The organism is Sorangiineae bacterium MSr12523, from assembly GCA_037157775.1.
GTDB lineage: Bacteria > Myxococcota_A > Polyangia > Polyangiales > Polyangiaceae > Pendulispora > Pendulispora brunnea.
The window spans coordinates 777,602-799,792 of sequence record CP089982.1; the positions used below are offsets into that span (position 1 = coordinate 777,602).

Annotated in this window: 21 protein-coding genes; 8 read left to right on the forward strand and 13 right to left on the reverse strand. The window is 66.8% G+C overall.

All coding sequences use genetic code 11. The annotated features are described in order from the left end of the window. Nucleotides 1-2,121, reverse strand: coding sequence for a thioredoxin domain-containing protein (locus LZC95_03295; protein ID WXA95865.1), 2,121 nt, complete (start codon nt 2,119-2,121; stop codon nt 1-3). 60 nt (nt 2,122-2,181) lie between these two features. Between LZC95_03295 and LZC95_03300 the strand changes: the two genes are divergently transcribed. Beyond that, nucleotides 2,182-2,835, forward strand: coding sequence for a MarR family transcriptional regulator (locus LZC95_03300; GenBank protein ID WXA95866.1), 654 nt, complete (start codon nt 2,182-2,184; stop codon nt 2,833-2,835). Nucleotides 2,836-2,837: 2 nt separating this feature from the next. Here the strand turns inward: LZC95_03300 and LZC95_03305 are convergent, their stop codons facing one another. From LZC95_03305 to LZC95_03315, 3 genes are all read right to left on the reverse strand, one after another. Further along, the gene (locus tag LZC95_03305; GenBank protein ID WXA95867.1) at nt 2,838-3,620 is read right to left on the reverse strand and encodes an FHA domain-containing protein; all 783 of its coding nucleotides are present in this window, start codon (nt 3,618-3,620) and stop codon (nt 2,838-2,840) included. Between the two features lie 639 nt (nt 3,621-4,259). Then, nucleotides 4,260-5,555, reverse strand: coding sequence for an ATP-binding protein (locus tag LZC95_03310; protein ID WXA95868.1), 1,296 nt, complete (start codon nt 5,553-5,555; stop codon nt 4,260-4,262). A gap of 4 nt (nt 5,556-5,559) precedes the next feature. Continuing rightward, entirely contained in the window at nt 5,560-6,315 is a 756-nt protein-coding gene (locus LZC95_03315) for a response regulator transcription factor (GenBank protein WXA95869.1), read from the reverse strand. Between the two features lie 139 nt (nt 6,316-6,454). Here LZC95_03315 and LZC95_03320 point away from each other — a divergent pair, with 139 nt between their 5' ends. Beyond that, nucleotides 6,455-6,772, forward strand: coding sequence for a PilZ domain-containing protein (locus tag LZC95_03320; GenBank protein WXA95870.1), 318 nt, complete (start codon nt 6,455-6,457; stop codon nt 6,770-6,772). Between the two features lie 23 nt (nt 6,773-6,795). On the opposite strand, the gene LZC95_03325 is transcribed toward LZC95_03320, so the two are convergent. The 3 genes from LZC95_03325 to LZC95_03335 form a co-directional block, all read right to left on the reverse strand. Continuing rightward, nucleotides 6,796-8,025, reverse strand: a complete 1,230-nt coding sequence (locus tag LZC95_03325) for a FecR family protein (protein WXA95871.1) — start codon at nt 8,023-8,025, stop codon at nt 6,796-6,798. Beyond that, nucleotides 8,022-8,750 (reverse strand): RNA polymerase sigma factor, encoded by a 729-nt coding sequence (locus LZC95_03330; GenBank protein WXA95872.1) that lies wholly within the window; start codon nt 8,748-8,750, stop codon nt 8,022-8,024. The genes LZC95_03325 and LZC95_03330 overlap by 4 nt, the downstream gene beginning before the upstream one ends. A 391-nt stretch (nt 8,751-9,141) precedes the next feature. Continuing rightward, nucleotides 9,142-9,471 (reverse strand): hypothetical protein, encoded by a 330-nt coding sequence (locus tag LZC95_03335; protein ID WXA95873.1) that lies wholly within the window; start codon nt 9,469-9,471, stop codon nt 9,142-9,144. Nucleotides 9,472-9,644: 173 nt separating this feature from the next. On the opposite strand from LZC95_03335, the gene LZC95_03340 reads away from it, so the two are divergent. Further along, nucleotides 9,645-12,014 (forward strand): DNA internalization-related competence protein ComEC/Rec2, encoded by a 2,370-nt coding sequence (locus tag LZC95_03340; GenBank protein WXA95874.1) that lies wholly within the window; start codon nt 9,645-9,647, stop codon nt 12,012-12,014. A gap of 8 nt (nt 12,015-12,022) precedes the next feature. Here LZC95_03340 and LZC95_03345 read toward each other — a convergent pair whose 3' ends face one another. The 5 genes from LZC95_03345 to LZC95_03365 are packed head-to-tail and all read right to left on the reverse strand — an operon-like array spanning nt 12,023 to nt 15,616. Further along, nucleotides 12,023-12,469 (reverse strand): RpiB/LacA/LacB family sugar-phosphate isomerase, encoded by a 447-nt coding sequence (locus tag LZC95_03345; GenBank protein ID WXA95875.1) that lies wholly within the window; start codon nt 12,467-12,469, stop codon nt 12,023-12,025. Nucleotides 12,470-12,514: 45 nt separating this feature from the next. Further along, nucleotides 12,515-13,705 carry an MFS transporter gene (locus tag LZC95_03350; protein ID WXA95876.1) on the reverse strand — a complete coding sequence of 397 codons (1,191 nt, stop codon included), beginning with the start codon at nt 13,703-13,705 and terminating at the stop codon, nt 12,515-12,517. Between the two features lie 34 nt (nt 13,706-13,739). Next, the gene (locus LZC95_03355) at nt 13,740-14,171 is read right to left on the reverse strand and encodes a hypothetical protein (GenBank protein ID WXA95877.1); all 432 of its coding nucleotides are present in this window, start codon (nt 14,169-14,171) and stop codon (nt 13,740-13,742) included. 17 nt (nt 14,172-14,188) lie between these two features. Continuing rightward, nucleotides 14,189-15,010: a phytanoyl-CoA dioxygenase family protein gene (locus tag LZC95_03360; GenBank protein ID WXA95878.1), complete on the reverse strand. Its 822-nt coding sequence runs from the start codon at nt 15,008-15,010 to the stop codon at nt 14,189-14,191. A 3-nt stretch (nt 15,011-15,013) separates the two neighbouring features. Next, the gene (locus tag LZC95_03365; GenBank protein WXA95879.1) at nt 15,014-15,616 is read right to left on the reverse strand and encodes a TetR family transcriptional regulator; all 603 of its coding nucleotides are present in this window, start codon (nt 15,614-15,616) and stop codon (nt 15,014-15,016) included. Between the two features lie 54 nt (nt 15,617-15,670). Between LZC95_03365 and hpt the strand changes: the two genes are divergently transcribed. Together hpt and LZC95_03375 are read left to right on the forward strand one after the other, a co-directional pair. Continuing rightward, nucleotides 15,671-16,195 (forward strand): hypoxanthine phosphoribosyltransferase, encoded by a 525-nt coding sequence (gene hpt, locus LZC95_03370; protein WXA95880.1) that lies wholly within the window; start codon nt 15,671-15,673, stop codon nt 16,193-16,195. Between the two features lie 5 nt (nt 16,196-16,200). Next, entirely contained in the window at nt 16,201-16,551 is a 351-nt protein-coding gene (locus LZC95_03375) for a tetratricopeptide repeat protein (protein ID WXA95881.1), read from the forward strand. A 3-nt stretch (nt 16,552-16,554) separates the two neighbouring features. Here LZC95_03375 and LZC95_03380 read toward each other — a convergent pair whose 3' ends face one another. Then, a complete protein-coding gene (locus tag LZC95_03380; GenBank protein ID WXA95882.1) occupies nt 16,555-17,940 on the reverse strand; it encodes a replication-associated recombination protein A in 1,386 nt (461 codons plus the stop codon). 25 nt (nt 17,941-17,965) lie between these two features. Between LZC95_03380 and LZC95_03385 the strand changes: the two genes are divergently transcribed. Genes LZC95_03385 through LZC95_03395 form a run of 3 tightly spaced genes read left to right on the forward strand, consistent with a single transcriptional unit; the run spans nt 17,966 to nt 22,185 of the window. Beyond that, nucleotides 17,966-18,817 (forward strand): hypothetical protein, encoded by an 852-nt coding sequence (locus LZC95_03385; GenBank protein ID WXA95883.1) that lies wholly within the window; start codon nt 17,966-17,968, stop codon nt 18,815-18,817. 19 nt (nt 18,818-18,836) lie between these two features. Continuing rightward, the gene (locus tag LZC95_03390) at nt 18,837-20,771 is read left to right on the forward strand and encodes a tetratricopeptide repeat protein (GenBank protein WXA95884.1); all 1,935 of its coding nucleotides are present in this window, start codon (nt 18,837-18,839) and stop codon (nt 20,769-20,771) included. A 25-nt stretch (nt 20,772-20,796) separates the two neighbouring features. Continuing rightward, nucleotides 20,797-22,185, forward strand: coding sequence for a sulfatase (locus LZC95_03395; GenBank protein ID WXA95885.1), 1,389 nt, complete (start codon nt 20,797-20,799; stop codon nt 22,183-22,185). Nucleotides 22,186-22,191 lie beyond the last annotated feature (6 nt).

Here is a 22,191-nt window from a genome sequence, read left to right on the forward strand (position 1 = left end):
CTATTTCCCCTCGGTAAGAAGCTCCCGCAGCGCTGCCGCGTTCGACACCGGCAGCGAGCACGTTCGCCCGCGGCAGACGTAGGCCACGGGCGCCTCGCCCTTGGGTTCCTTGCCCTCCGCCAGCGCCGCACAAGCTTCTCGCGAGGCCGCGTCGTTCGGGTCGAGCCAGGCCACATTGCGGTTCGGGAGGTACGCGCGGAAGGCCTCGCGCGCCAGCGCCTGCGTGCGCGCATCGTCGCGCTTTCCCACCACGACGACATCGACGGCCCCGCGGGCCAGCCGATCGAGCACCGCCAATGTCTGCCCGAGGCCGAACGGATTCTCCAACGCCGCCGGCGCAAGCCGCTCCAACTCGGCCACCGCCGGCTCCGCGTACGAAGCTTCCACCAAGCTTCCCAAGCGAAGCAGGAGCAAGCATGCCATCGCTTGCCCGCTCGGCACGGCCTGATCGTACGGATCCTTGGCGCGGTGGATCAGCGCCTCGCCGTCGTTCGGCGTGAAGAAGAAGCCACCCTTGTCGCGGTCCGCGAAGTGCTGGAGCAACGAATCCGCCATCGCGCGCGCGGCCGTCATGTACTCGGTCTTTCCCGTTGCCTCGTACAGATCGACGGCGGCATTGCCGACGTATGCATGGTCGTCGAGGAAGCCGGGGCCCTTCACGATGTCGCCCTTCACGTGCCGGAGCACGCGCCCCCCGTCCAGCAACCGCGCCCGCAGAAAGCCGAATGCGCGCTCCGCGAGGGCGAGCATCTCCGGCGCATCCAGCGCGATCGATGCATCCGCCAGCGCGCCGATGAGCAGCCCGTTCCATCCCGCGAGGATCTTCTCGTCGCGGAACGGCTTTACGCGCTCTTCGCGCACTTCGAAGAGCTTCGCCTGAATGCGCGCGAGCAAGCCTTTCGCATGCTCGTGCGTCATGCCCAGGTCCCGCGCCACCGTTTCCAGTGCACGCGGCGTATGAAGCACGGTCTTTCCCGTTTCCTCGAAGTTCCCTTTGTCCGTCACGTCGAAGTACGCGAGCGCAAGCTGCGTAGCCTGGTGCGAATCGACGTCGTCTTGCGAAGAATCGGCCGCCAGCGCCGTCTTGATCTCGTCGCGCGACCATACGAAGAACTTCCCCTCGACGCCTTCGCTGTCGGCATCTTGCGTCGCGTAAAAGCCTCCGCCTGCGTCGGTCATCTCGCGTGCGACATACGTCGCAATCTCGCGTGCCGTTTCGGCATACCGCGGCTCCTCGAGCCCGCGTGCGCCATCGGTGTAGAGCCGGAGCAAGAGCGCGTTGTCGTAGAGCATCTTCTCGAAGTGCGGAACGAGCCAGCGCTCGTCCGTCGAGTAGCGATGGAACCCACCGCCGAGATGGTCGTAGATACCGCCCGCCCGCATCGCATCCAAGGTGATGGACACGTGCGCACGCGACGGCACGTCCCCGTCGAGCGCCGCGTAGCGCAGGAGCAAATCCACGGACATCGTGTTGGGGAACTTGGGCCGCGAGCCAAAGCCACCGTGGCGCGCATCGAAACGCGGCGAAAGCTTGGCCACCGCCCGCGCGAGCCGCTCCTTGGCCGACAGGGCATGCACTGCCGCGGCCTCGGCGCCTTCCTTCTCGGTGGCGGTTGCCTGGGCAATGGCCCGCGTCAGCTCGGCGGCCTGCAGATCCACCTCACCGCGCCGTTCACGGTACGCCGACGAAATCGCCTGCAGCACCTTGGGGAAGCCCGGCATCCCGTAGCGGTCGTGCGGCGGGAAGTACGTGCCGCCGAAGAACGGCTTTTTGTCCGGCGTGAGGAACACCGTGAGTGGCCAGCCGCCGTTCTGCCCCATCAACTGCACCACCAGTTGGTAGATCTGATCGAGATCCGGCCGCTCCTCGCGGTCCACTTTGATGTTCACGAAGAGCTCGTTCATCGCCTGCGCGATGTCCGGATCCTCGAAGCTTTCGCGCTCCATCACGTGGCACCAGTGGCAGGCGGAGTAGCCGATCGACAGCAGGATCGGCCGGTCCTCGCGGGCCGCGCGCTCGAGCGCCTCGGGGCCCCACGGATACCAGTCGACCGGATTTTTCGCATGTTGAAGCAGGTACGGTGACGCTTCCTTCGCGAGCCGATTTTCGTGCGATCCCATGTGAAGACGCTAGCACCACAGGCTCCCGAAGATCCCCTGGCCGGAGTACTGTGCAGGGACATGCCTCGGGCAGCTCGCTCTTCTCGCGAATCCCAAGACCAGGATGCGGTCGCGCTGGCCCAGCGGACCCTGCTCGAAGGTGTCGGTGCCGAGGTCGCTGCAAGCTTTCCCGGCGTCACGCGCCTCGGCGGGCAAATCGTGGCGGCGCTTTACTTGGCCGAAGGCCCCGTCTCGATGGACGAACTGAGCCTTACGCTCGGTCGCTCCAAGAGCAACATCTTCGGCAACCTGAAGAACCTCGAGGCGGCCGGCATCGTGGAGCGCCAGCGCATCTCCGGCGAGCGCTTCGATGCCTACTCGCTTCGCGGCAAGTACCCCGATGTCATCATCGGCGCCTACCTCGCGCGCCTGCGCCGGGTCGTCGCCGACAAGCGCGCCCTCTCCCAGCGCGCGCTTTCGCTGCTAGGCGATGCCCGCGGCAAGGAGGCCGAGGCCCTCCGCACGCGCCTTCACGATCTCTCGCGCAAGTACGACCGCTTCGGTGTTCTCTTCGAAGCGCTGCTGCCCGGCATCGATGGCCCGTTCGATCTGGAGTCGCTCCTCGACGCCGTTCCGGTCAACGTCATCTCGGTGTTGGCGAGCCTCACCCGCCGCGCCGCCGGCCTCACGGCGGGTCTCACCCCCCCACGCGAGAAACGCAACGGCAAGAAATAAGCTTACGCTGCCGTGATCTCGACGCGCAGCAGCTTGCGCCCGATGAACAGGTAATCCCCGTGCGTGAGCTCGCGCTCGCCCTTGAGACGGACGTACGTCCCATTGCGGCTGTTGAGATCCGTCAGCGTCAGCCGCCCGGTGTTCTCCTCCAGCTTGCAGTGCGAGGCGCTCATGTAGAGATCCGTCGGGAAGTTCAAATCCCCGCCTTCGCGCCCGATCTGCAATCCCTGGTTGCGCGCACACACCGTCATGCCCGTGGCGCCGCCTTGCAGCAGCTGCGTGATGCGGAAGGGGCTCTGGTGCTTCGGGGACGAATAGAAGTACGTGCCATCGGGTGCGGGGCCGTCGGCCTGTTTCGGCGTGGCGTCGATGCGAAAGAGCTGCTCACCCGCGAGGAAGTGATCGCCCACCGCGATGTCGACGGTGCCGCGCACGCGCAGGAACACGCCGTTGAGCGAGCCCTCGTCGCGCACCACCAATTTGCCGCTTCGGTAGAACAGGTTCGCGTGCTTCGGCGACACGAAGGGATCGTCGGGGAAGACGAGCTGCCCGTTGCGACCCACGATGTGTTGCTCGGCGTTGAGCTGGTACGAGAGCCCTTCGACCCCTTCGCCGCGGATCAAAATGAGCTTGGCTTTGCCCGGAACCTGGAGCTGACCGAAAAACTGCGTCCGCGCATTCAAGATCTCGGGAGGAACCGCGGCACCGCACCGACCGCAGAACTTGTGCCCCATCGGCACGGGGGTCGAGCACGACCTGCAGACGAAGTTTTTCGCTTGATCCATGAGTTCCTCCAGACTCAATCCGGATGCAACTTGTCCAAGAGCGCCTTTGGCTTGCGCACGCTCACCTGACGCACCCTGTTGCAAAACAGAATTTTCCGCTTCGCGCAAAGATGAAGTCGACGTCGACCGCGTCCGAGTCGAAACGCGGCTGTCGAATGCCCCCGATGACGACACCGCCGAGTCACCCATTCGTTGTTGCCCAGGCACCCGCCCCGTGCTGACGGGCGGCGGCGTCGGAGGGGGGGGTTCCGCGGACTTCGGGCCCTCGCCCGAACGCGGGCTGGCGTTGTCGAGATTCGCCGCCGCGGACGATCCGCGCCGCGGACGAAGGGGATCCAAGAAGAGCGCCGACGGGGGCGCAATGTCGCTGTTCTCCAGATCGGGCTGACTCGGTGCAGGCTCGCGTGACGCGAGCTCGCCCTCCACATCGATGTGGGTATCGCGCGCCGTCGGAGGTATCGACGCTGGTCGCGGAAAAAGCGCAAGCCCGTGCCCACACGATGGGCACGTGGCGGTCTTCATAGGGCTGTACCAGTCGCAACGCCCGCAGACGATGCCGAGCTCGATCTCCATGGGGTAGTTTCGGGCGGAGCTTATCAGATGTACGTGCGGCTCGTCCTTTGCCGATCACCGGCGAGACTATCCGAGCACGAGGTCGAAGCCCACTTCTGCGCCATTTTTGCCGTTCTGGGCAAAGACGGACCCCCCATGAGCCTCGATGATGCGCCGAACCAGGGCCAAACCGAGGCCCGTCCCTCCGGTTGCGGACGATTCCGGCCGGACCCGAGCGACATCCCCCCGCACGAATGGGTCGAAGATTCGCGGCAAAAGCTCGGGCGCAAAGCCAGGCCCGCGGTCGCGGACCGTGGTGCGGAGCTTCCCATCCGACGTGCGCGAGACCTCGACGAGCAACGGCTCTGTTTCGGGATGCCCATGGGCCCGGGCATTCGCGAGCAGGTTGTGCAGCGCCCGCCCGAGCAACGCTCCATCGATGGTCACCTGCGCCGTTTCGATGCTTTCGTCCTCGATCACGAGCTCCACATCGCCGGGGCGCTCGGTGGCCATGCGCGCCCGCACCCAGGCGAGGTAGCCCACTTTTTCCGTGCGCAGATCCGTGAGCCCCGCACGTGTGACCGCCAAAAGGTCCGACAGGATGGCGTCCACGTCGACCAGCTGCCGCTCCACGCGATCCAGTGCGGTGGTGCCTTGCTGCTCCCGCGCGATTTCGAGCGCCACGCGCGCACGCCCGAGCGGGGAGCGCAGTTCATGACTGATGGCCGCGAGCAGCTCCCGCTGATCGCGCAGGGTGCGCTCGACGCGTTCGGCCATCGCGTCGAAGGCGCTGGCCACTTGGTGCACTTCGTCGGACACGGGTTTGCTGGCGGACGCGCCACCGACGCCCGTACGCGCGCCCAACTCCCCGCCGCCGAAACGATGCGCCGCATCTGCCACGCGCTCGAGCGGCCTCGCCAGATCGCGTGCAACGCGATCCGCTGCCAGCGCGAGCACCAGGGCTCCGGCGAGCAGACCGGCAAAAAGACGCCACCAGCGCGTGTTGGGGATGTTCGCGGGGAATGCGACCGCGCCCAGGATTTCGCCATGGCGCATGACGGGGATGTAGCCGTTGCGTTCCCGGTCGAACAGAAAGGGGCCACGTCCGCGACCGCGGCGCGCATTCTCCGGGATGGCGTGCGGATCGCGGCGCAGCTCGAAAGCGTAGCCGGAGAGTTCGCGCATCTCGGCGATGTAGTTTTCGGCCGCGCCGGCATCGTCCCAGAGGGTCTCCAGCCGCGAGGCGATGTTGCGCCCCATCATGCCGCTGGGCACGGGCGGGGCCTCGGGGCGCATGAGCGCGACGGTGAGGGTGCTCGTGCCCATGGCGAAGACGATGGCCGCGAGAAACCAGAGAAAGATGCGCGTCTTCAGGCGAAGCACGGGCTCACCGCGCGGGCTGCACGAGCACGTAGCCTACGCCGCGCACCGTTCGGATCCGACGCGGATCGCGCGGATCGTCCCCAAGTTTTTGCCGCAGGTGGCTGATGTGCACGTCGAGCGAGCGATCCACCGAGGGATCATAGCCGGCGGTCGCTGCCGCATCGCCTCCTCCTTTGACCGCCGCCGCGAGCTCCTCACGCGTCACCGTCTCACCGGCCCGCCGCGCCAGGGCAACGAGCACGCGAAACTCGAACGACGTCAGCGGCACGGCTTTTTCTCCGAGCGCCGCCGCATGCCCGGGGACGTCGACCCGGAGATCGCCCACCTCGAGCACGTCGCCCATGTTCGCGGCTCGGCGTTGAACATCGGCCGCCTGCGGCGAACCTCCGCGAGTGCGCCGGAGGACCGCCTTCATGCGCGCGAGCAGTTCACGTGCGTTGTACGGTTTGGGGACGTAATCGTCGGCCCCCAGCTCGAGGCCAACGATGCGATCGTTGTCGTCCCCGCGGGCCGTCAGCATCAGGATGGGCAGCTCAGGCCGGGTTTCGCGGATGGTGCGGCATACGGCAAACCCATCCATTCCCGGCAGCATGACGTCCAGCAAGACGACATCGACGGCTGCGGCTGCCGGGCGGGCGAGCCGTTCCAGCCCCTTGGGTCCGGTGGCGGCGTGTTCCAGCTCGACTTGGTGGGTCGCCAGGTATTCGCGCAAGAGCCGCGCGAGTTCTTCGTCATCGTCAATCAGGAGCGCTCGAATCATTTTCTTACAGAGCAACCAATCCTTGGACGACATTGTCGCCGCGAAAAGTCGCCGGGGTTCGTAAAGAAAAGTAAGCTCATGCTACGTTAGAGTTTTGCTCGCTTTTCCGCGCACTTGGAAAAGCACTTGGAGGTTTCCCGTGGAGTTACGTCGGACGCCGCGTGCCCCCATCGATCTGGTCGTCGAGTTCGTGTCCAAAGCCAAAGAGGCGGACAGGCGCACGGGGCGCGCCAAGGATATTTCGCTCGGTGGCATGTTCGTCGAGACCGTCGATCCTCCAGGCTTCGGCGACGAGGTCGTGATCGAATTGACGTTGCCTGGGCAACGTTCAGCCTTTGCGATACCGGGCGTCGTTCGGTGGACACATCCCCATGGAATGGGCGTCCAATTCCGAACCTTGAGCGCCCGGGAGACGTTTGCCATCACCGAGATCGTGCGCGCGAGCGAAGGCCGGTAGCGCCGATTCGCGAAGCTCGTCACTCACTCACTTGAAAGCGGGATCTCGACGTCGCCGCCGTGGGGGAATCTCGTCTTGTAGATGATGCGCGAGGCGCATTCCTGCGCCTCGGGGGCGAGCGGTGGATTGAAGCGTGCAAAGTACACCGATCCGTCCTCGGCGACCTTGAGCGAAAGCTTGGAGCTGACCGTCACGCGGACGGTCGCCTCGCGAAGCTGGCTCGCGACGCAGGCGCGCACGCCTTTGGCGATGATCTCTTCGGGCTTCATCGGCGCGGCGGGTGCCGATGCGGTGCGTACGTCGGGCGTCTTCTCGCGCGCAAGTGTCTCGCGCAGTTGCGGGCGCGATGCATCGGGCCGATGCCCGCCCAACTGCACCGGCGTGCGAATGGACGTGGGCGTGCGATCGAGCCGGAAGGAGCCGGAGATGTCGGCCGTTTCGAACTCGACGTGCGCCGGTGCATTCACCACGGTGCCCTCGGTGAGGCCGGCGCTCGGGATCGGGCCGACGGCGACGACGCCTTCGGTCAGATCGACCGCCACGTGTCCGCCCTCGCGCGAGACGCGCAAGTGCGTTCCGTGCACGGCGACGCGGACGCCATCGATGTCCACGGCAAAGGCTTCACCATGGTCGACCGGAGCAACCTGCGCTTCGACCGCGCCCTTGGTGAGCGTGAGAACCAGCGGCAGCTGTGCGTGCTGCACCTCGACGCGGGAACGCTCTTCGAGGAGCCACGTGACGGCGGGACGCGATTCCGGCCCGCTGATGAAGATGGCGCGCGCATCGGCCGTTTCCACCGACTCGGACAGCGCGAGGGTGTGCCCCGGTTCGACGGCGGTTCCGGCGATGCGGATCTCCCCCGTGCCCTGACGTTCGCGGAGCGATGCGGCCGATTCACCGCGTGCTCGTTCGGGGGCTGCGTTCGGGGAAACCTCGGTGGGCTGCGTTCCGATTTGCGTGCCCTGCACGAGGGTATTCTCGATGGGCGTTCGGGTCGGACTGCGAAAGACGACGAACGCCGCCGCGGCCGCTGCCACCAACGCAACGCCGCCCCAGAGCCGGGGCGATCGCACCGCACTCCGCTCGCGTCCCGTTCGTGACTCCGAAATGGAGACGGGCTCGCGGGCGATGCGTTCGAAGAGCTTCTCGTCGATGGCGGAGAAATCTCCATCGATGCCGCGGTTCTTGGGAACCAAGTCCTCGCGGGCTTCGCGCAGTATGACGTCGAGTGCCGTCTTTCGATCGCGTCTCATGGATCCCCCCCGTCCTCCAGATCGATCGTAGATTTTAGCCCGGCGAGCGACGGTTCGTCGGCCAACATCGCTTCGATCTCACGCCGTGCATAGAACAGACGGGTGCGCACGGTAAGTACAGGTGCGTCGACGATCTTTGCAATCTCCGCAGGGGCGATCCCTTCGAGCTCGTGCAGAACGAAGACGATGCGTTTCTTGTCGGGCAGCCGCTCCAGCAGCCGCTGAAAAGCACGAACGCGTTCTCGACGCGCTGCATCCTCGTCTGGGAGCGCCACGCGTGGATCCGCACTCAAATCGGGCGGGGCCTCGTCCGTCAACATGGGGCGGCTGCGGGCCGCGCGCCGATGCATGAGAACGACGTTGACCGTCACACGATGAAGCCAGGTGGAGAATTTCGACTGTCCGCGAAAATCTTTGAGGCTGCGATAGACCTGGAAGAAGACTTCCTGGACGACATCGTCGAGGTCCGCACTGGCGCCCAGCATCCGATAGACGAGCCGTGCGACGTCCGCGCGGTGTCGCGCATACAGTGCGCGGAACGCAGCCGTGTTCCCGCGGATCGCGTCCGAAAGGATCGCGTCGTCCTGAACGGGGGCCACCGCAACGGGGCTCGCAACCGCAAAGGTCTTCGTCGTCGTTGTTCGTGCAGCCGCGGCGGCGGCCTCCGCACCCGCAGTGTAGGCCTTGGCCGCCTCGCCCGGGGAAGCTTCCCCAGGTCCAAGCACGGTCCCGGACTTACGTCCCTCCGGACTCATGCGCCAACCCCGCACGAGGTTGGAATCGAAAACGAGCGCCGCACCCACCACGCTCTAACGTTGCGCAGGAAAACGTCAACATTCACTCGCTTCGAAGCCGCCTTGGGTGACTTCGATGCCGGTGCATGCCCAATGGGCCCCGCGGACTTAGCGGAGGAGGCGAGGGCGGGGGCGGCGGCGGTTGGCGAGGTCCAGCACATCGACGGTGAAAAGCACGACGACGATGACGAGCGCAATCGGCAGCATGGATTGCACACTGCACGCGTCGTGCGGAGAGGGCGAATTTTCAACATCACGACGCGCTGCGGCGCACAGCGCGAAGGGATGGCTTGCGAAGGAAGGGCGAGATTGAGGCGAAAGACTAGAAAAGCGCCTTGATGTCGACCGGCTCCTGCTTCTTCTGCTCCAGCACCTTGTTCACGGCGCGGAGGAGGCGGGTCTTTGCCGGGCCGCTCAAATCGCCACCCTTGAGGGCTGCATCGAGCGCGCGCGGGGTGACCGGACGTCCGCTGTGCGGCTTGCGCGTCTCCTTCTCGGCCTTGTCGCCCTCACCACCCTTGGCGCGGCGCTTGGCCAGCCGGATCGTGCGGTCTTCGCGGGTCAGTCGCTCGATCGCGCGCGAGGCCACGAGAACGCGGCGCGGGTCGATCTTTTTCGAGGAGAGGAGCTGAGCAAACTTCGTGTCGGACATGGGGCGGGGACCCTAGTTTAGAGTGGGCGCCCGCGCAAGGACCGCCAACGGCCCGAGCCTTTTGTAAGCCTGTCCGGGACAGGCCCGAAATCGTCCGGGACAGGGGCCTAGGGGCCAAAATAGCGGATTTCCGCAGGCAAGCGAACGGCACGGGCGCTGCTGTTGGCCTGGGCATGTACGTCGATCCCGTGCTGGCGGTGGGGCTCGCCATGACGAGCGGCGCCTTGCTGCGTCATCACGCGGCAGAGGTGCTTGCGGTCGCGGTGGCTTGCCTCGTGTGCGTGCACCTCACCAAGGGGCGAGCTCTCCTCATGACGGTCCTGGTGGCGCTTGGCCTGGGTGTCGGTTGGCTTCGCGCCGGTCACGCCATCGCGGCGCACGAAGACGTGCTGGCCCGGGTGGGGGAAGACGCACCGGGCATTCAACGCTGCGATGGCACTGCGCGGGTCGTCGGTTCCCCGGTGCGCATGGGAGGTTCCGTGCGCTGGCTGGGCGAGGTGCTGGATGTCTCGTGCGGCGAGCGCACCATTCGCACGCCGTTTCAGGCCTCGTTGTACGACACCGACGTTGCGGGTGAGCCCCTTGCGCGCGGCGATCGGGTGGCCTTCGTCGCTCAGCTGGGCCCCCCGGAACGGCTGACCAACTTCGACACGAGCGATCCGCTTCCGGCGGAGGTGCGGCGAGGTGCCGTTCGTTCCGGAGGTCTTCTCGATCGACACCTGCTCGCGCGCGGGCGTGGGCCGCCGGCCTGGATCGATCGCACCCGGGCGGCCGTGCGCACGCGCATCGATGCGACGTTCCCCGCCGATACCGCGCCCATGGCACGAGCCATGGTGCTCGGCGAAAACGATCTCACCTCGGACGACGCCGCGGCCTTCCGCGGGAGCGGGCTGTCGCACCTTCTTGCCGTTTCGGGCATGCACCTCGTTCTCGTGGTGCTGGGGCTGACGCGCCTCCTGCGCGCGTGCTTCATTCGCATCGAGGGCATCTCGGCGCGCATCGATGCCGGTCGCCTCGCCGATGCCGTGGGCATCGTCGTCTCGTTTCTCTATGCCGATTTCGCCGGCTCGAGTGGCTCGGCGCTTCGCGCGGCGTGGATGACCAGTGTGATCCTTTTGGCGCGGCTTCTCGCCCGCCGAGGTGATGGTGCGCGTGCCCTCGGCCTCTCCATCGTCGGGATGGCCTGGCTGGACCCGCTCGTGGCGTACGATCTGTCCTTCGTGCTCTCCGTTTTGGCGACGGCGGGTCTGTTCGTCTTTCGTCCGGCCATGGCCAATGCGTTCTCGAGCGCGCTGCGCCTTCCGGGAAAGCTTGCGCAGCCGCTGGCCGCGACCTTGGGCGCCACGGTGGCATGTGCACCGGTGACGTCCCTGCTTTCGACGACGCTGCCCCTCGGCGGCGTGCTCGCGAACCTTCTTGCCGTTCCGGTGGGGGAAATCGTGTCGCTGCCGCTTTGTCTGGTCCATGCGCTCCTGGCACCGCTGCCCATGGCGGAGCGGGGGTGCGCTTGGGTGGCCTCGCTGGCCCTCGCCACCGTACGCGGCATCGCCCGCGCCTTCGCGCGCATTGGTTGGCTATCGATCGAGATACCGCCCCCCACGTCCGCGCAGCTCGCCGTGCTTGCGTTTGCCCTTCTTGCATGGGGGCTTCTCCAGCGCTCCTCGCGCCGGCTGGTCGTGATGGCGACCTGCCTGGCGCTCTGTGTTGCCTTGGAGATCCCCGCGCGCCGGGATGGTGCGCCCTCGGGAAAGCTGCGGGTCACCTTTCTCGATGTGGGGCAGGGCGATGCGGCGCTCATCGATCTTCCCAATGGCGAAGCCATGCTGATCGACGGAGGCGGCATCGTCGGCAGCCCGGTCGATGTCGGGGCCCGCGTCATTGCCCCCACGTTGCGTGCGCGCCGTCGCGACGCCCTTGCGCTCGTGGTGTTATCGCATCCGCACCCGGACCATTTCGGGGGCCTTCCCACGGGGCTCGATGGCATCGCCGTGCGCGCGCTTTGGGACACGGGTCAGGGGGAGCGCGAAGGCACCGGTGGCGCGTACGCGGCATGGCTTCGCACGTCGCGCGCGAAGGGCACGCTCGTGCAGCGGCCGGAGACGCTCTGCGGGGTTCACGCCATCGGCGGGGTCACCGTGGAGGTGTTGGCGCCGTGCCCGGAGGCATCGGCGGACCGCGGGCCCAATGACAATTCGTTCGTGCTTCGAATTGGCTACGGCTCGCGGCACATTCTTTTCACGGGCGATGCGGAACGGGAGGAAGAAGGCGATCTCTTGCGGCTTCCGGCCGGTGCGTTGCGCGCCGATGTTCTCAAGGTGGGGCATCATGGGAGCCGCACTTCGACGTCGGCCGACTTCGTCGCGGCCATTCGTCCCGAGTGGGCCATCATCTCGGCGGGGGCGCGCAACCGCTTTGGTCATCCGGCCGGCATCACGCTGGCCACGTTGCACGCGGCCGGCGTGCGCACGTACCGGACGGATCGCCATGGAGCCGTTCTCGTCGAGACGGACGGCCGGTCCATCTCCGTGAGGTCCGCCGAATGACCCTGCGTTTACTTGCGATGGCGCCGTTCCACGTCGGCCAACCGCGCGACGCCGGCGGACCCTTTGTCGCCGGGAGGCGTATCGAACCACGCGGCGAGGATCTCCTTGGCGACGTCGCCCGACAGGGTGCGGTTCGAGAGGCAGAGCACGTTCGCATGGTTCCACACGCGGGCGCCCGCTGCGGTGGGTGGGTCCGCACACAGCGCGGCGCGGATCCCTTCCACCTTGTTGGCGGCGATGCTGATGCCCGTCCCGGTCCAGCAGAGAAAGATGCCCTCGTCGCACTCCCCTCGGCGTACGGCGAGGGCGGCTTGCTCTGCCGCCTCCGCCCAAGGCTCGTCGTGGGCGCTGGCCACGGCGCCGAAGGGAACCACCTCGTGGCCTCGGCGTTTCACCTCATCCGCGATGATCTGATGAACCGGATACGGCTCGTCGGAACAGAGTGCGATGCGCATGAATCCTTAATGGCACGCCGTGCTGCGTGCGGACAATGGACGCCGTCAGGCGGGCTTGCGCGGGCGCAGAAAGACGGAGGCCAACGTGATCGACACGAGCGCTGCGCCTGCGCCGCTGGTGAACGGTGCGCTCGGTCCAATGCGCGCGTACAAGATGCCGGCGGCCGTGGGACCCAGCGTGCGCGCCAGCCCTCCGGCCGATTGTGCAAAGCCGAGGATGGCGCCCCGCCGCGAGCTGCCGGCCAATTCGGCGGCCAAGGTCGACAAGCAAGGGTTAATCACGCCGAGCCCTGCCCCGAGCAGCACGAGCCCCACCACCACGGCCGCCACCTGGCCGCTCCACGCCACGACCAGCAGCCCACACATGGCGCACACCGATCCGGCGATGATCAACCGCCGCGCGCCCCAAGCACGGGACATGCGCCCGATGAGACCCCCTTGAATCACGAGCATGATGAGCCCGAAGAGACCGAAAACGTGCCCGATCTCGCGTTCGGTCCACCCGAGGCGCACGTTCGTGATGAGCGGGAGGGTGACGTTGATGGTGCTCAGGTAGAGAAACGTCAAAAAATACAACGCGAAGACGATCAGGATCCCGCGCTGCGAAATCGCCTCCCACAAACTGGGGCGCTGATCCGTCGCGCCCGTGACGTCGCGGAGGCTCACCGATTCGGGGCGCCGCGTTTCCGGCATGAAGAAGAAGGCCGCCGCGAAATCCGCGAGCGCGAGCGCCGAGGCCACGAGCGGCGGCGCCCATTCGCCGAAGTGGCTCGCCGCGCTTCCGAGCACCGGGCCCAGGACCATGCCCAGGCCGACGCCCGCACCGATGCGGCCCATGCCCTTCGTGCGATCCTCGGCATCCGTCACGTCGGCGATGGCCGCTTGGCAGGCCGCAATGTTGCCCGACGTCGCACCGGCCACGATGCGCGAAATGAAGAGCAGCGGAAGGAGCGAGACCTTGGTGGCCAGCGCAAACAGGGCCATGGAAACGGCGTTCCCTGCCAGCGACACGAGGATGACCCGCCTTCGTCCCACGCGATCGCTGAGGCGCCCCAGCACCGGCGTCAGCAGGAGCTGGGTCAGCGAGAACGACGAAAGAATGAAGCCCACCGTCTCGGCCGTCCCGCCCATCGACTTCACGTAGAAGGGCAGCAGCGGGATGATGATCCCGAAGCCCACGAGGTCGAGGAACACCGTGACGAAGGCAAACGCCAGCACTCGCTCTTTTTGCGGCATGACGTGCGGCTTTCGGGCTCGGGTTACGTGCGGGCTACGGTGAGGACTTCGGGTAGAGCGCGCACTTGCCCTTTAGACAGCCGCACGTGTTCGAGTCGGCCGAGGTACAGGCCATCATCATGGTGCACATCGTGTCGGGCTTGCGCGGCACCGCCTTGGCCTTGGCCACACATGCGGGTGCGTGGCAAGGGACCGACGGAGCGCAGTCGGCATCGGTGCTACAGGCGTCTTCGCTCACCACCGGCTCGCACAAGGAACAGCCGCACTGCTTCGGCGTCGACGTCGAGGCCGTCCCGCTCGCGGCGGGCGCGCTGGTCGCGGGCGCCTCGCTGGATGCACTGCCCGCGGGGGGAACGTCAACCGTGGCCGGCGGCGGGGACGACGAGCCCGACGCACACGCGGCAAGGGCCAGCGCAAGGAGCGTGGCTGCACCGAAAAGAGGCCTACCGAACGAAAGAGCGCGCATGGCCGCTTTATACATCGTTATCGCGTGGATGCGGGCAGCACCGCATTGGCCACCGCCGCCGCGTTCGTCTTGTGATGGCGGTAGCTGGGATCGGCGGTTCGCAAAGGATGCATACCGTCGACGTGGCCGATGAAAGGCGGGTGAATGCTGTAGCCGAGCATGCTCTGCAGCCTCGGCGAGGCCCGCCGGACGATTTCGGCCGACGCAATCAAGAGCTGCGACTCCTGGGGCCGAAGCCACGGCTGGCAATACTGCGGGCTGATGCAAAGCCGCGTTCCCCGCGATCGGTTCGCGCCCCCGCGGTGCCAGAGGCCCGCATCGAAGACGAGCACGGAGCCGGCCGGCATGATCGCTGGGACCACGGTGTGGGCGCGATCGTCGGGGTGCTCGAAGCCCCACAGGTGGCTGCCGGGGACGACTTCGGTGGCGCCGTTTTCGGCGGTGAAGTCTTCCAGCGCCCAGATCGTCGACACGCCAAAGCGCATCGCGCGCGGCCGCTGCGGCATGTAAAAGCTGTCGTCCGTGTGCCAGCCCTGGCGCGTCTCGCCGGGGTGAAGGCGAATCGATTGCAGCGTGGAGAGCAGCCAATTCGGGGCGAGGAGCGCATCGAGCAGCGCGGCGATGCGCGGATGCTCCGCGAGTGCGAGAAACACCTCCCCCTTGCCCGCGAGCGAGTAAACGCGCGTGGAAAATTCACCCTCGAATGGATTGCGCCCGCGTGGCCGTTCCCGCTCGAACGGGGCCAGCGCCTTCTGGAGCTCCGCCCGCTCGCGCTCGTTCAAGACGCCCTCGAGGATCACATAGCCGTCGCGTTCGAGGCGGCCGACGTCATCGTCCATTCTTTAAAGTCGCACGTCTGTGCGACTTGTGCAAACCCGCTCGATTTCCTGCTCCAAGAGCGATTTGCACAGATCGAAGACCTCCGGTCGAGGGTCGACGAGCTGGCGGAGGGCGAGGCCGTGCGCGAGGGCGACCAGGCGCTCCGCCTCGGCGTCGGCATCGACCCGGGAGGCGAGCTCGCCGCGGCGTTCGGCCGGTCCAAGGACGGCGGCAAAAAAGCCAACGAGGGCCTGGTGCGTGCGCATTTGCCACTCGGCCATCTCGGGATCGCTCGAGGCCGCGGCGGTGATGGCGCACCAAAATCGCCACCACACGCGCACCTGGTCGCGCTGGAGCAGGTAACGCTGGAACAATCGGCGGAGGGCGGAGCCGGTGTCGCCTTCGTGTGCGCTCCAATCGGGCGGTGGCTGGTAGGCGTACGACAGCGCGAACCGAATGAGCCCGCGCTTGTTTTCGAAGTGGTAGTTCAGCGTCCCGGTGCTCAGGCCCGTGGCGGCGGCCACGGCACGCATGGACGTGCCGTCGATTCCATGATCGGCCACCAAGCCGAAAACGGCGATGGCGACCTGCCTCAAAAGCGTCGGATCGGCGCGGGGACGGGCCATGAAGGAGAGTCCTAGTGGAACACGTGGCGTTCGCGAAGTAGCATCCGCCGCACCATGTCGGAACGTATCGTCACGATGATTTCGAAAGAGGAGATCGACAAGCGCGTCCACGAGCTGGGTGCGGAGATCTCCGACCACTACAGGGCCAACCCCCCGGTTCTGGTGTGTGTCCTCAAAGGAAGCTTCGTCTTCGCGGCGGATCTCGCCCGCGCCATCGATGCCCCCGTTCGCATCGACTTCCTCGGGATGCGCTCCTACGGCGAGGGAACGGAGTCGAGCGGCGTGGTGCAAATCACGCAAGACCTGTCGCGCCCCATCGCAGGCGAGGACGTGCTCATCGTCGAAGACATCGTCGACACCGGCCTGACCATCGCGCACCTGATCGACCTGTTTCGCACGCGCGCCCCGCGCAGCGTGAAGGTCTGCGCCCTGTTGCACAAACCGGCGCGCGCCAAGGTGCAGGTGAAGGTCGACTACCTGGGCTTCACCATCGAAGACCGCTTCGTCGTGGGCTACGGATTGGACTGGGCGGAGAAGTACCGCAACCTCCCGTACATCGGCGTGGTGGAGAGGAGCTGAACATCATGGCCGAGTTGGACGAGAAGAGCGCGAAGCGCCTCAAATTCCTCGAGAAAATTACCGCCGACGGTTCGACGGATCCCCTCGCGTGGTACGGCCTCGCGCTGGAATACAGCAAGGCCGAGCGATACGACGAAGCGCTGCAAACCTTCACCACCTTGCGCACCTTCAACGCCGACTACGTGCCCATGTACTTGATGTGCGGCCAAATGCTGAGCAAGTGCGAGCGCTGGTCCGAGGCACGCGATTGGCTCGAGGCCGGCGTCGCCGTGGCCACGCGAAAGGGAGAATCCCACGCCCTCGGCGAGCTGCGCACCGCCCTGCAGGGTGTGCTCTTCGAGCTCGGCGAGGAATAGCCGCTACTCGCTGTTCTCTTTCTTCTCTTGCACGGCCGCGCGCAGCCCTTCGATGCGCGTGCGGATGCGCGCTTCCTCGCCACGGTCGGCCGGCTCGTAAATGGCCTCGCCGACCAGCGCCTCCGGCAGGTACGTCTCACCGGGCACGACGCCGCCCTCGAAGTCGTGCGCGTACTTGTAGCCTTGGCCGTAGCCCTCGTTCTTCATCAGCGACGTGACGGCATTGCGCAGCTTCTTCGGCACCGGAAGCGCGCCGTGCTGCTCGATGAGGGCGCGGGCCCGCTGCCAGGCTTTGCCCGCCGCGTTCGACTTCACCGTGGCCGCCAGGTACGTCGCGGCTTGCGCCATCGCGTACAGACCCTCGGGCATGCCGATCCGGCGAAACGCGCTGTCGGCGGCTTCGACGACCATGAGCGCGCGCGGATCGGCATTGCCCACGTCCTCGCTCGCGAAAATGAGCATGCGGCGCAGCACGAACAGCGGATCGTCGCCCGCATCGAGCATGCGCATCATCCAGTAGACCGCCGCATCGGGATCCGAGCCGCGCATCGACTTGATGAACGCGCTCACCACGTTGTAGTGCTCCTCGCCCGCCTTGTCGTACAGCAGCGGATCGTGGCTCTGGCCCGCGATCACCGCGTCGGCGGTGAGCTCCTGCTCGCCCGCCGTATCGAGATAGTCCACCGTGGTTTCCAGCGTGGTGAGCGCCCGCCGCGCATCCCCGCGCGCGAGCCGCGCGATGGCCGTCAGTGCATCGGGCGTGGCGCGCACCTTCCGCGCACCGAGGCCACGCCCTTCGTCGGCGAGCGCGCGTTCGAGAAGCGACGTGAGCTCCTTTTCGTCGAGCTGCTCGAGCCGAAACACTTTGCACCGCGAAAGGAGCGCCGCATTGACGGCGAACGACGGATTTTCCGTGGTGGCGCCAATCAGTGTGATGGTGCCCGCCTCCACGTGCGGCAAGAACGCATCCTGCTGCGCCTTGTTGAAGCGGTGGATCTCGTCGACGAACACGATGGTGCGCTTGCCGTGGTAGTCGAGCCGCTCGCGCGCCTCGCCCACGATCTGCCGCAGGTCGGCGAGGCTGCCCAGGACCGCACTGAAGAGCACGAACTCCGCCTTCGTCCCCTCCGCCACGATGCGACCCAGCGTCGTTTTACCTACACCGGGCGGTCCCCACAGAATCATGGACGGCAGCCGATCGCCGGCGATGGCGCGGGTCAGCAGCTTGTTCGGCCCGAACAGGTGCGCCTGCCCGACCAACTCCTCGAGTCGGTGCGGCCGCATCCTCTCCGCGAGCGGCACGTGCGCCTTCGCCGACGGATCGTTTCGCGCCGCGGCTGCGAAAAGGGTCTCGCCACCCGAATGAGAGCCGCGTGCTCGCGATGCCATGTGCGTGGTAATAGTGCACGTCCGCATGTTCGTCATGGTCAAGAGGCCAGGGGGAGCCGCCTTCTTTTCGCTTGCCTTCGCTTTTTGTCTCGCGGCCTGCGGGGATGCGAAGCCCGCCGACACGGCTTTCGAGCGCCGCGGTTTCGAGCTGGAGCTCTCCGAGCTGGAAATTCACGGCAGCGGGGTCGACCGCTTCGCGCATTGCCCGTCGAGCGGCAGCCTCGGGCAGGCCTGGATCCCGGCGCACGTTTCCGACGCACCGCACGACTCGGCGGTGACCGAGCGGGCCATCGAGCAGACGCTGAAGCCGTTTCGAAGCTGCTACACCAAGGGCACGTTGCACCGATCCAACGGCGACGGCCGCGCGGCCATCGCAGCACGGGTCGGTCCGGGCGGGAAAATCGCGTCCGTGGAGAACTACGCCACCTGCGGCCTGCCCATCGACGTGGTCGACTGCATGGTGACGGAGGTCTCCCGCCTCACCATCGAGGCGCCGTCGGATGGGAGCACGCGAACCGTGGTCATTCCTGCGGTCTTTGCCCCGCGAAACGGCTACGCGGCCTCCGGCGGATCGGCCTCCGACGCCTACGCCGCCGAGGCCTACGTCATCATGGAGCAAGCGCGCCCCGGCCTTCATGCATGCGAAAAGGGCGCACGCACCGGGGCGACGTCCGTGCAGGCTCAGGGCGTTTTCACCCTGCAGCTCGATCCGCAAGGCCGAATCGTGCAGCAGCAAGTCGAACCGTGGACGGGCCCCGAGGAGCTCAAGGTGTGCACCTCGGCCGTCCTATCCAAACTGGGCTTTTCCAGCCCGCCCGAGGGGGGAGCTCGCATCCACGTGCGCATTGCATTCAATCCTCGGAGAGCGTCACCCTAAGACGAGAGGGGACGGAGCCATGTCGTCGTCACCGCGGGTCGTCGTCATTCCGTTCGGGGTTCCGCCATCGGGGGAGGGGCTGGGCCTCGGCCTCGCGGCCCTCGTGCACGGGTTCGTGCAGCTCCGTGGTGAGAGCGTCGCCCTCGCGCAATTGATGTCGCAAGAGCCCGAGGAGAACAAAGGGCCCAAGCCGGTGGAGACGTTCCTTCCGCCGCAGGCCTGGCGCGATCTTTCCGCACGCGGAGAAACGCCGCCCGACGTGCACATGGTGATGACCGGCGCCTTCGAGCCGCCCGCCGATGGCCTTCCCGGCTCGATCCAATTGCTCGCGTTCGACCCCCGCGACGGCGTTACCCGTGCGCGCGTCGAGGCGCATTTGGACGATCGCGGAGCCGGCCGCACGCTCTGCGAGGCCTTCGAGGACTTGTGCCGCCCGCTCGAGGGGGAGCTCGGCGTCTTTCGCGACATCGGCGATCTCGAATGGGAAGCTCTGGAGAGCGTCTTGCGCGGCGAGCGATGCCTCGTCCACGATCCGCGCCGCGGCCGGCCCTACGACCGACGCGCGGCGTTGGTGCATCTCGAGCGCGCCGTCGAAGATGCGCCCGCGTCGCGCTTTGCCGCGGGTCGCTTGGCTGCGACGGCCATCGACGCCGTGATGAACGGCCGCGACCACCGCCTCGCGGATGCGGCCATGCGCACCTTGCATCGGGCCATGGCGGGTGCGCCCGAGCAAGTCGATCTTCTCGAGGCCTCCGCCGCGCTGCGCGCCCGCACGGGTGATTTGCGCTCGGCGGAAAGCGACGCGCTCGCAGCCATCGCCCTCGAGCCAAAGCGCGCACGCCTCTACGGCCTTCTCTCCGAAGCGCGCCGCAGCCAGTCGGATCTCGACGGCGCCATGGCCGCCGTCGATCGCGGCCTCGAAGTCGCCTCGGAAGATCCCGTGCTTCTCACCGAGCAAGCCATCTTGCTCAAGTTGAAGGGCGACGTCGTGAACGCGCGCCGCGCCTTGGAGCGCGCGCTGCTTGCCGCCCCGCCGTTTCCCGGCGCCTTCGTGCAGCTCGCCTCCATTGCCGTGGAGCAGCAGGACGTGCTCCTCGCGGAGGCCCTCGTCGATCGCGCGCTCGCGTGGAATCACCCGCACCCGGAGATCCTGCGCCAGGCCATTTTGCTCTCCTTTGGAGCAGAGCCGGAAGGCATCGCGCGCGCGACCCGCATCGTGAAACTTGGTCGAACCCTGCTCGATGGATTACCGAACGATGCATGGGCCCACTTGATGCTCGGTCGCGCCCTGAAGCAGCAGGGCGAGCGCGAGGAAGCGCTCGCGGTCCTGCGCCTCGCCGAACGCCACGCTCCGGGAACGAACATCGCCTCCGAGGCCGTCCGCGAGCGGCTCCCGTTGGAAGATCCCGAGACGTCGCTCGAGCTCGAGAGCGTCATGCATGGCGCGATGCACGCCCCGTTGCCGGATCTTCCGCTCATCGCGGCGCGTGCGCAGCGGCTCGCCGAGCGGCACACCCTCTGGATTGCGCACTACGCCGTGGGCATCGCGCGAAGGCGTATGGCCGCGTGGGGCCTGGCTCGACGCGCCTTCGAAGCGGCCATCGCCCTTGCGCCGGGCTCACCGGATCTGCTCTTGGAGCTCGCGGAGGCCAGCATGGCGCTCGGCGAGGGCGACGAAGCTCTGCGCCTCGCCGAGCAGGCGCGGGGCGTGGCCGGCGATGGCCCGCGCACGCTGGGAGCGCTTGCAAAAGCGGAGTGCTCGCGAGGAAACTACCGCGAGGCCGAAATATGGGTCCTTCGCGCGCTGATTCACGATCCCAAGGACGAGGCCAATGTCCGCCTCGAGGCGGAGATCCGCGTCAAAAGCGAAGCCGCCTCGCGCACCCCGAGCTCGCCCTCGGGCACGTCCGCCCGCCTCAAGGACGTCGTCACGAAGTGGGTTCGCCGCCGATAACCATCGCCCCCGACGGCTGTACGCGATGACGGAACGGCGTCCTCACCGCCTTGCCGTCATCATGGCCGTGTTGATCGGTGGTACCACGGGCGGCGCCGCGTGCATCCTCGCCCTTTGGCTATGGGACCTTTGGCCCCCGCGCCCGCGTGTCACGATCCAGGTTCGTCCGCCCGAAGCACCGGTGGCATCGGTGGCCGATGCCGCACCTCCTCCTGCGCCGCAGCCTGCGCAGCCCGTGGAAATCGTGCCCGAAAAGCGCGCGTTCAACGTCGTCCTGATCACCGTCGACACCTTGCGGTTCGACCTCGGCTTCATGGGCTACCCGCGTCCCATCACACCGAACATCGACGCGCTCGCCGCGCGATCCACGGTCTACGAGCGCGCCTACGCCACGGCGTCGTACACACCGAAGAGCCTCGGGCCGCTCCTCATTGGCCGCTACGCGAGCGAGACGTTTCGCGATCCCGAGCATTACACGACGTTCTTTCCCAAGAACGTCTTCCTCGCCGAGCGCTTGCACGACGCGGACGTGCGCACGTTCGCGGGCATGTGCCACCACTATTTCAAGTGGGACACCGGCTATCGCCAAGGGTTCGACGTTTGGGACACCGCCGCGATGCCGAAAGGCATGACCGACAACGACACGAGCATCACCGGCGAGCGGCTCACCAACCGGGCCCTGGCCCTCCTCGCCGATCCCGCCAACGTCGGACGTCGCTTTTTTGCCTGGTTTCACTACTTCGACCCGCACGCTCCGTACGTGCCGCACGATGGCGCACCCAGTTTTGGCAAAAAGGGCCCTCCCACCAAGCGCACGCTCTACGACCAGGAAATATGGTTCACCGATCAGCAGATCGGCCGCGTGCTGGACTTCATCGCCAAGCAGCCGTGGGGCGCCGAAACGGCCATCGTGCTGACCGCCGATCACGGTGAGGCCTTCGGGGAGCACGGGCACTTGATGCACGGGCGCGAGCTTTGGGAGGCCATCGTCCGCGTGCCTCTCGTCATGTACATTCCGGGCGGCAAACCTCGCCGCATTGCCATTAAACGCTCGCAGATCGACCTCGTTCCGACGGTGCTCGAATTGGCCGGTGCCCCGGCGCCCACCGATGGTCTATTGCGCGGAAAAAGCTTGCTCGCCGACCTGCGCGAGGACGCCGAAATCGAGGAGCGCGACGTCTACCTGGACATGCCCGAGGGGCCGTTCAATGAAATGCGCCGCGCCATCATCACCGGGCCTTCTCCCGGCATGAAATTGATCGATTTGGGCGACCATCGGTATGAACTCTACGATCTCAGGGTCGATCCCGAGGAAAAGAGGGACCTGGTGCTGAACAAAGAGCGGTTCCGGGCCTCCCTGACGAGCTTGCAACGGTTGCGCGCGCAGCTGCAGGAAATTCGGCCGACGCGGTGATATAGA

Bases quoted from the DNA above. Each gene is read 5' to 3' on its own strand.
- LZC95_03360 (WXA95878.1), bottom strand. From the start codon at position 15,010: ATGGACGATGACGTCGGCCGCCTCGAACGCGACGGCTATGTGATCCTC.
- LZC95_03295 (WXA95865.1), bottom strand. From the start codon at position 2,121: ATGGGATCGCACGAAAATCGGCTCGCGAAGGAAGCGTCACCGTACCTG.
- LZC95_03395 (WXA95885.1), top strand. From the start codon at position 20,797: ATGACGGAACGGCGTCCTCACCGCCTTGCCGTCATCATGGCCGTGTTG.
- LZC95_03325 (WXA95871.1), bottom strand. From the start codon at position 8,025: ATGAGACGCGATCGAAAGACGGCACTCGACGTCATACTGCGCGAAGCC.
- LZC95_03350 (WXA95876.1), bottom strand. From the start codon at position 13,705: ATGCCGCAAAAAGAGCGAGTGCTGGCGTTTGCCTTCGTCACGGTGTTC.
- LZC95_03385 (WXA95883.1), top strand. From the start codon at position 17,966: ATGTTCGTCATGGTCAAGAGGCCAGGGGGAGCCGCCTTCTTTTCGCTT.
- LZC95_03335 (WXA95873.1), bottom strand. From the start codon at position 9,471: ATGTCCGACACGAAGTTTGCTCAGCTCCTCTCCTCGAAAAAGATCGAC.
- LZC95_03365 (WXA95879.1), bottom strand. From the start codon at position 15,616: ATGGCCCGTCCCCGCGCCGATCCGACGCTTTTGAGGCAGGTCGCCATC.
- LZC95_03340 (WXA95874.1), top strand. From the start codon at position 9,645: ATGTACGTCGATCCCGTGCTGGCGGTGGGGCTCGCCATGACGAGCGGC.
- LZC95_03315 (WXA95869.1), bottom strand. From the start codon at position 6,315: ATGATTCGAGCGCTCCTGATTGACGATGACGAAGAACTCGCGCGGCTC.
- LZC95_03345 (WXA95875.1), bottom strand. From the start codon at position 12,469: ATGCGCATCGCACTCTGTTCCGACGAGCCGTATCCGGTTCATCAGATC.
- LZC95_03380 (WXA95882.1), bottom strand. From the start codon at position 17,940: ATGGCATCGCGAGCACGCGGCTCTCATTCGGGTGGCGAGACCCTTTTC.
- LZC95_03375 (WXA95881.1), top strand. From the start codon at position 16,201: ATGGCCGAGTTGGACGAGAAGAGCGCGAAGCGCCTCAAATTCCTCGAG.
- LZC95_03305 (WXA95867.1), bottom strand. From the start codon at position 3,620: ATGGATCAAGCGAAAAACTTCGTCTGCAGGTCGTGCTCGACCCCCGTG.
- hpt (WXA95880.1), top strand. From the start codon at position 15,671: ATGTCGGAACGTATCGTCACGATGATTTCGAAAGAGGAGATCGACAAG.
- LZC95_03300 (WXA95866.1), top strand. From the start codon at position 2,182: ATGCCTCGGGCAGCTCGCTCTTCTCGCGAATCCCAAGACCAGGATGCG.
- LZC95_03390 (WXA95884.1), top strand. From the start codon at position 18,837: ATGTCGTCGTCACCGCGGGTCGTCGTCATTCCGTTCGGGGTTCCGCCA.
- LZC95_03355 (WXA95877.1), bottom strand. From the start codon at position 14,171: ATGCGCGCTCTTTCGTTCGGTAGGCCTCTTTTCGGTGCAGCCACGCTC.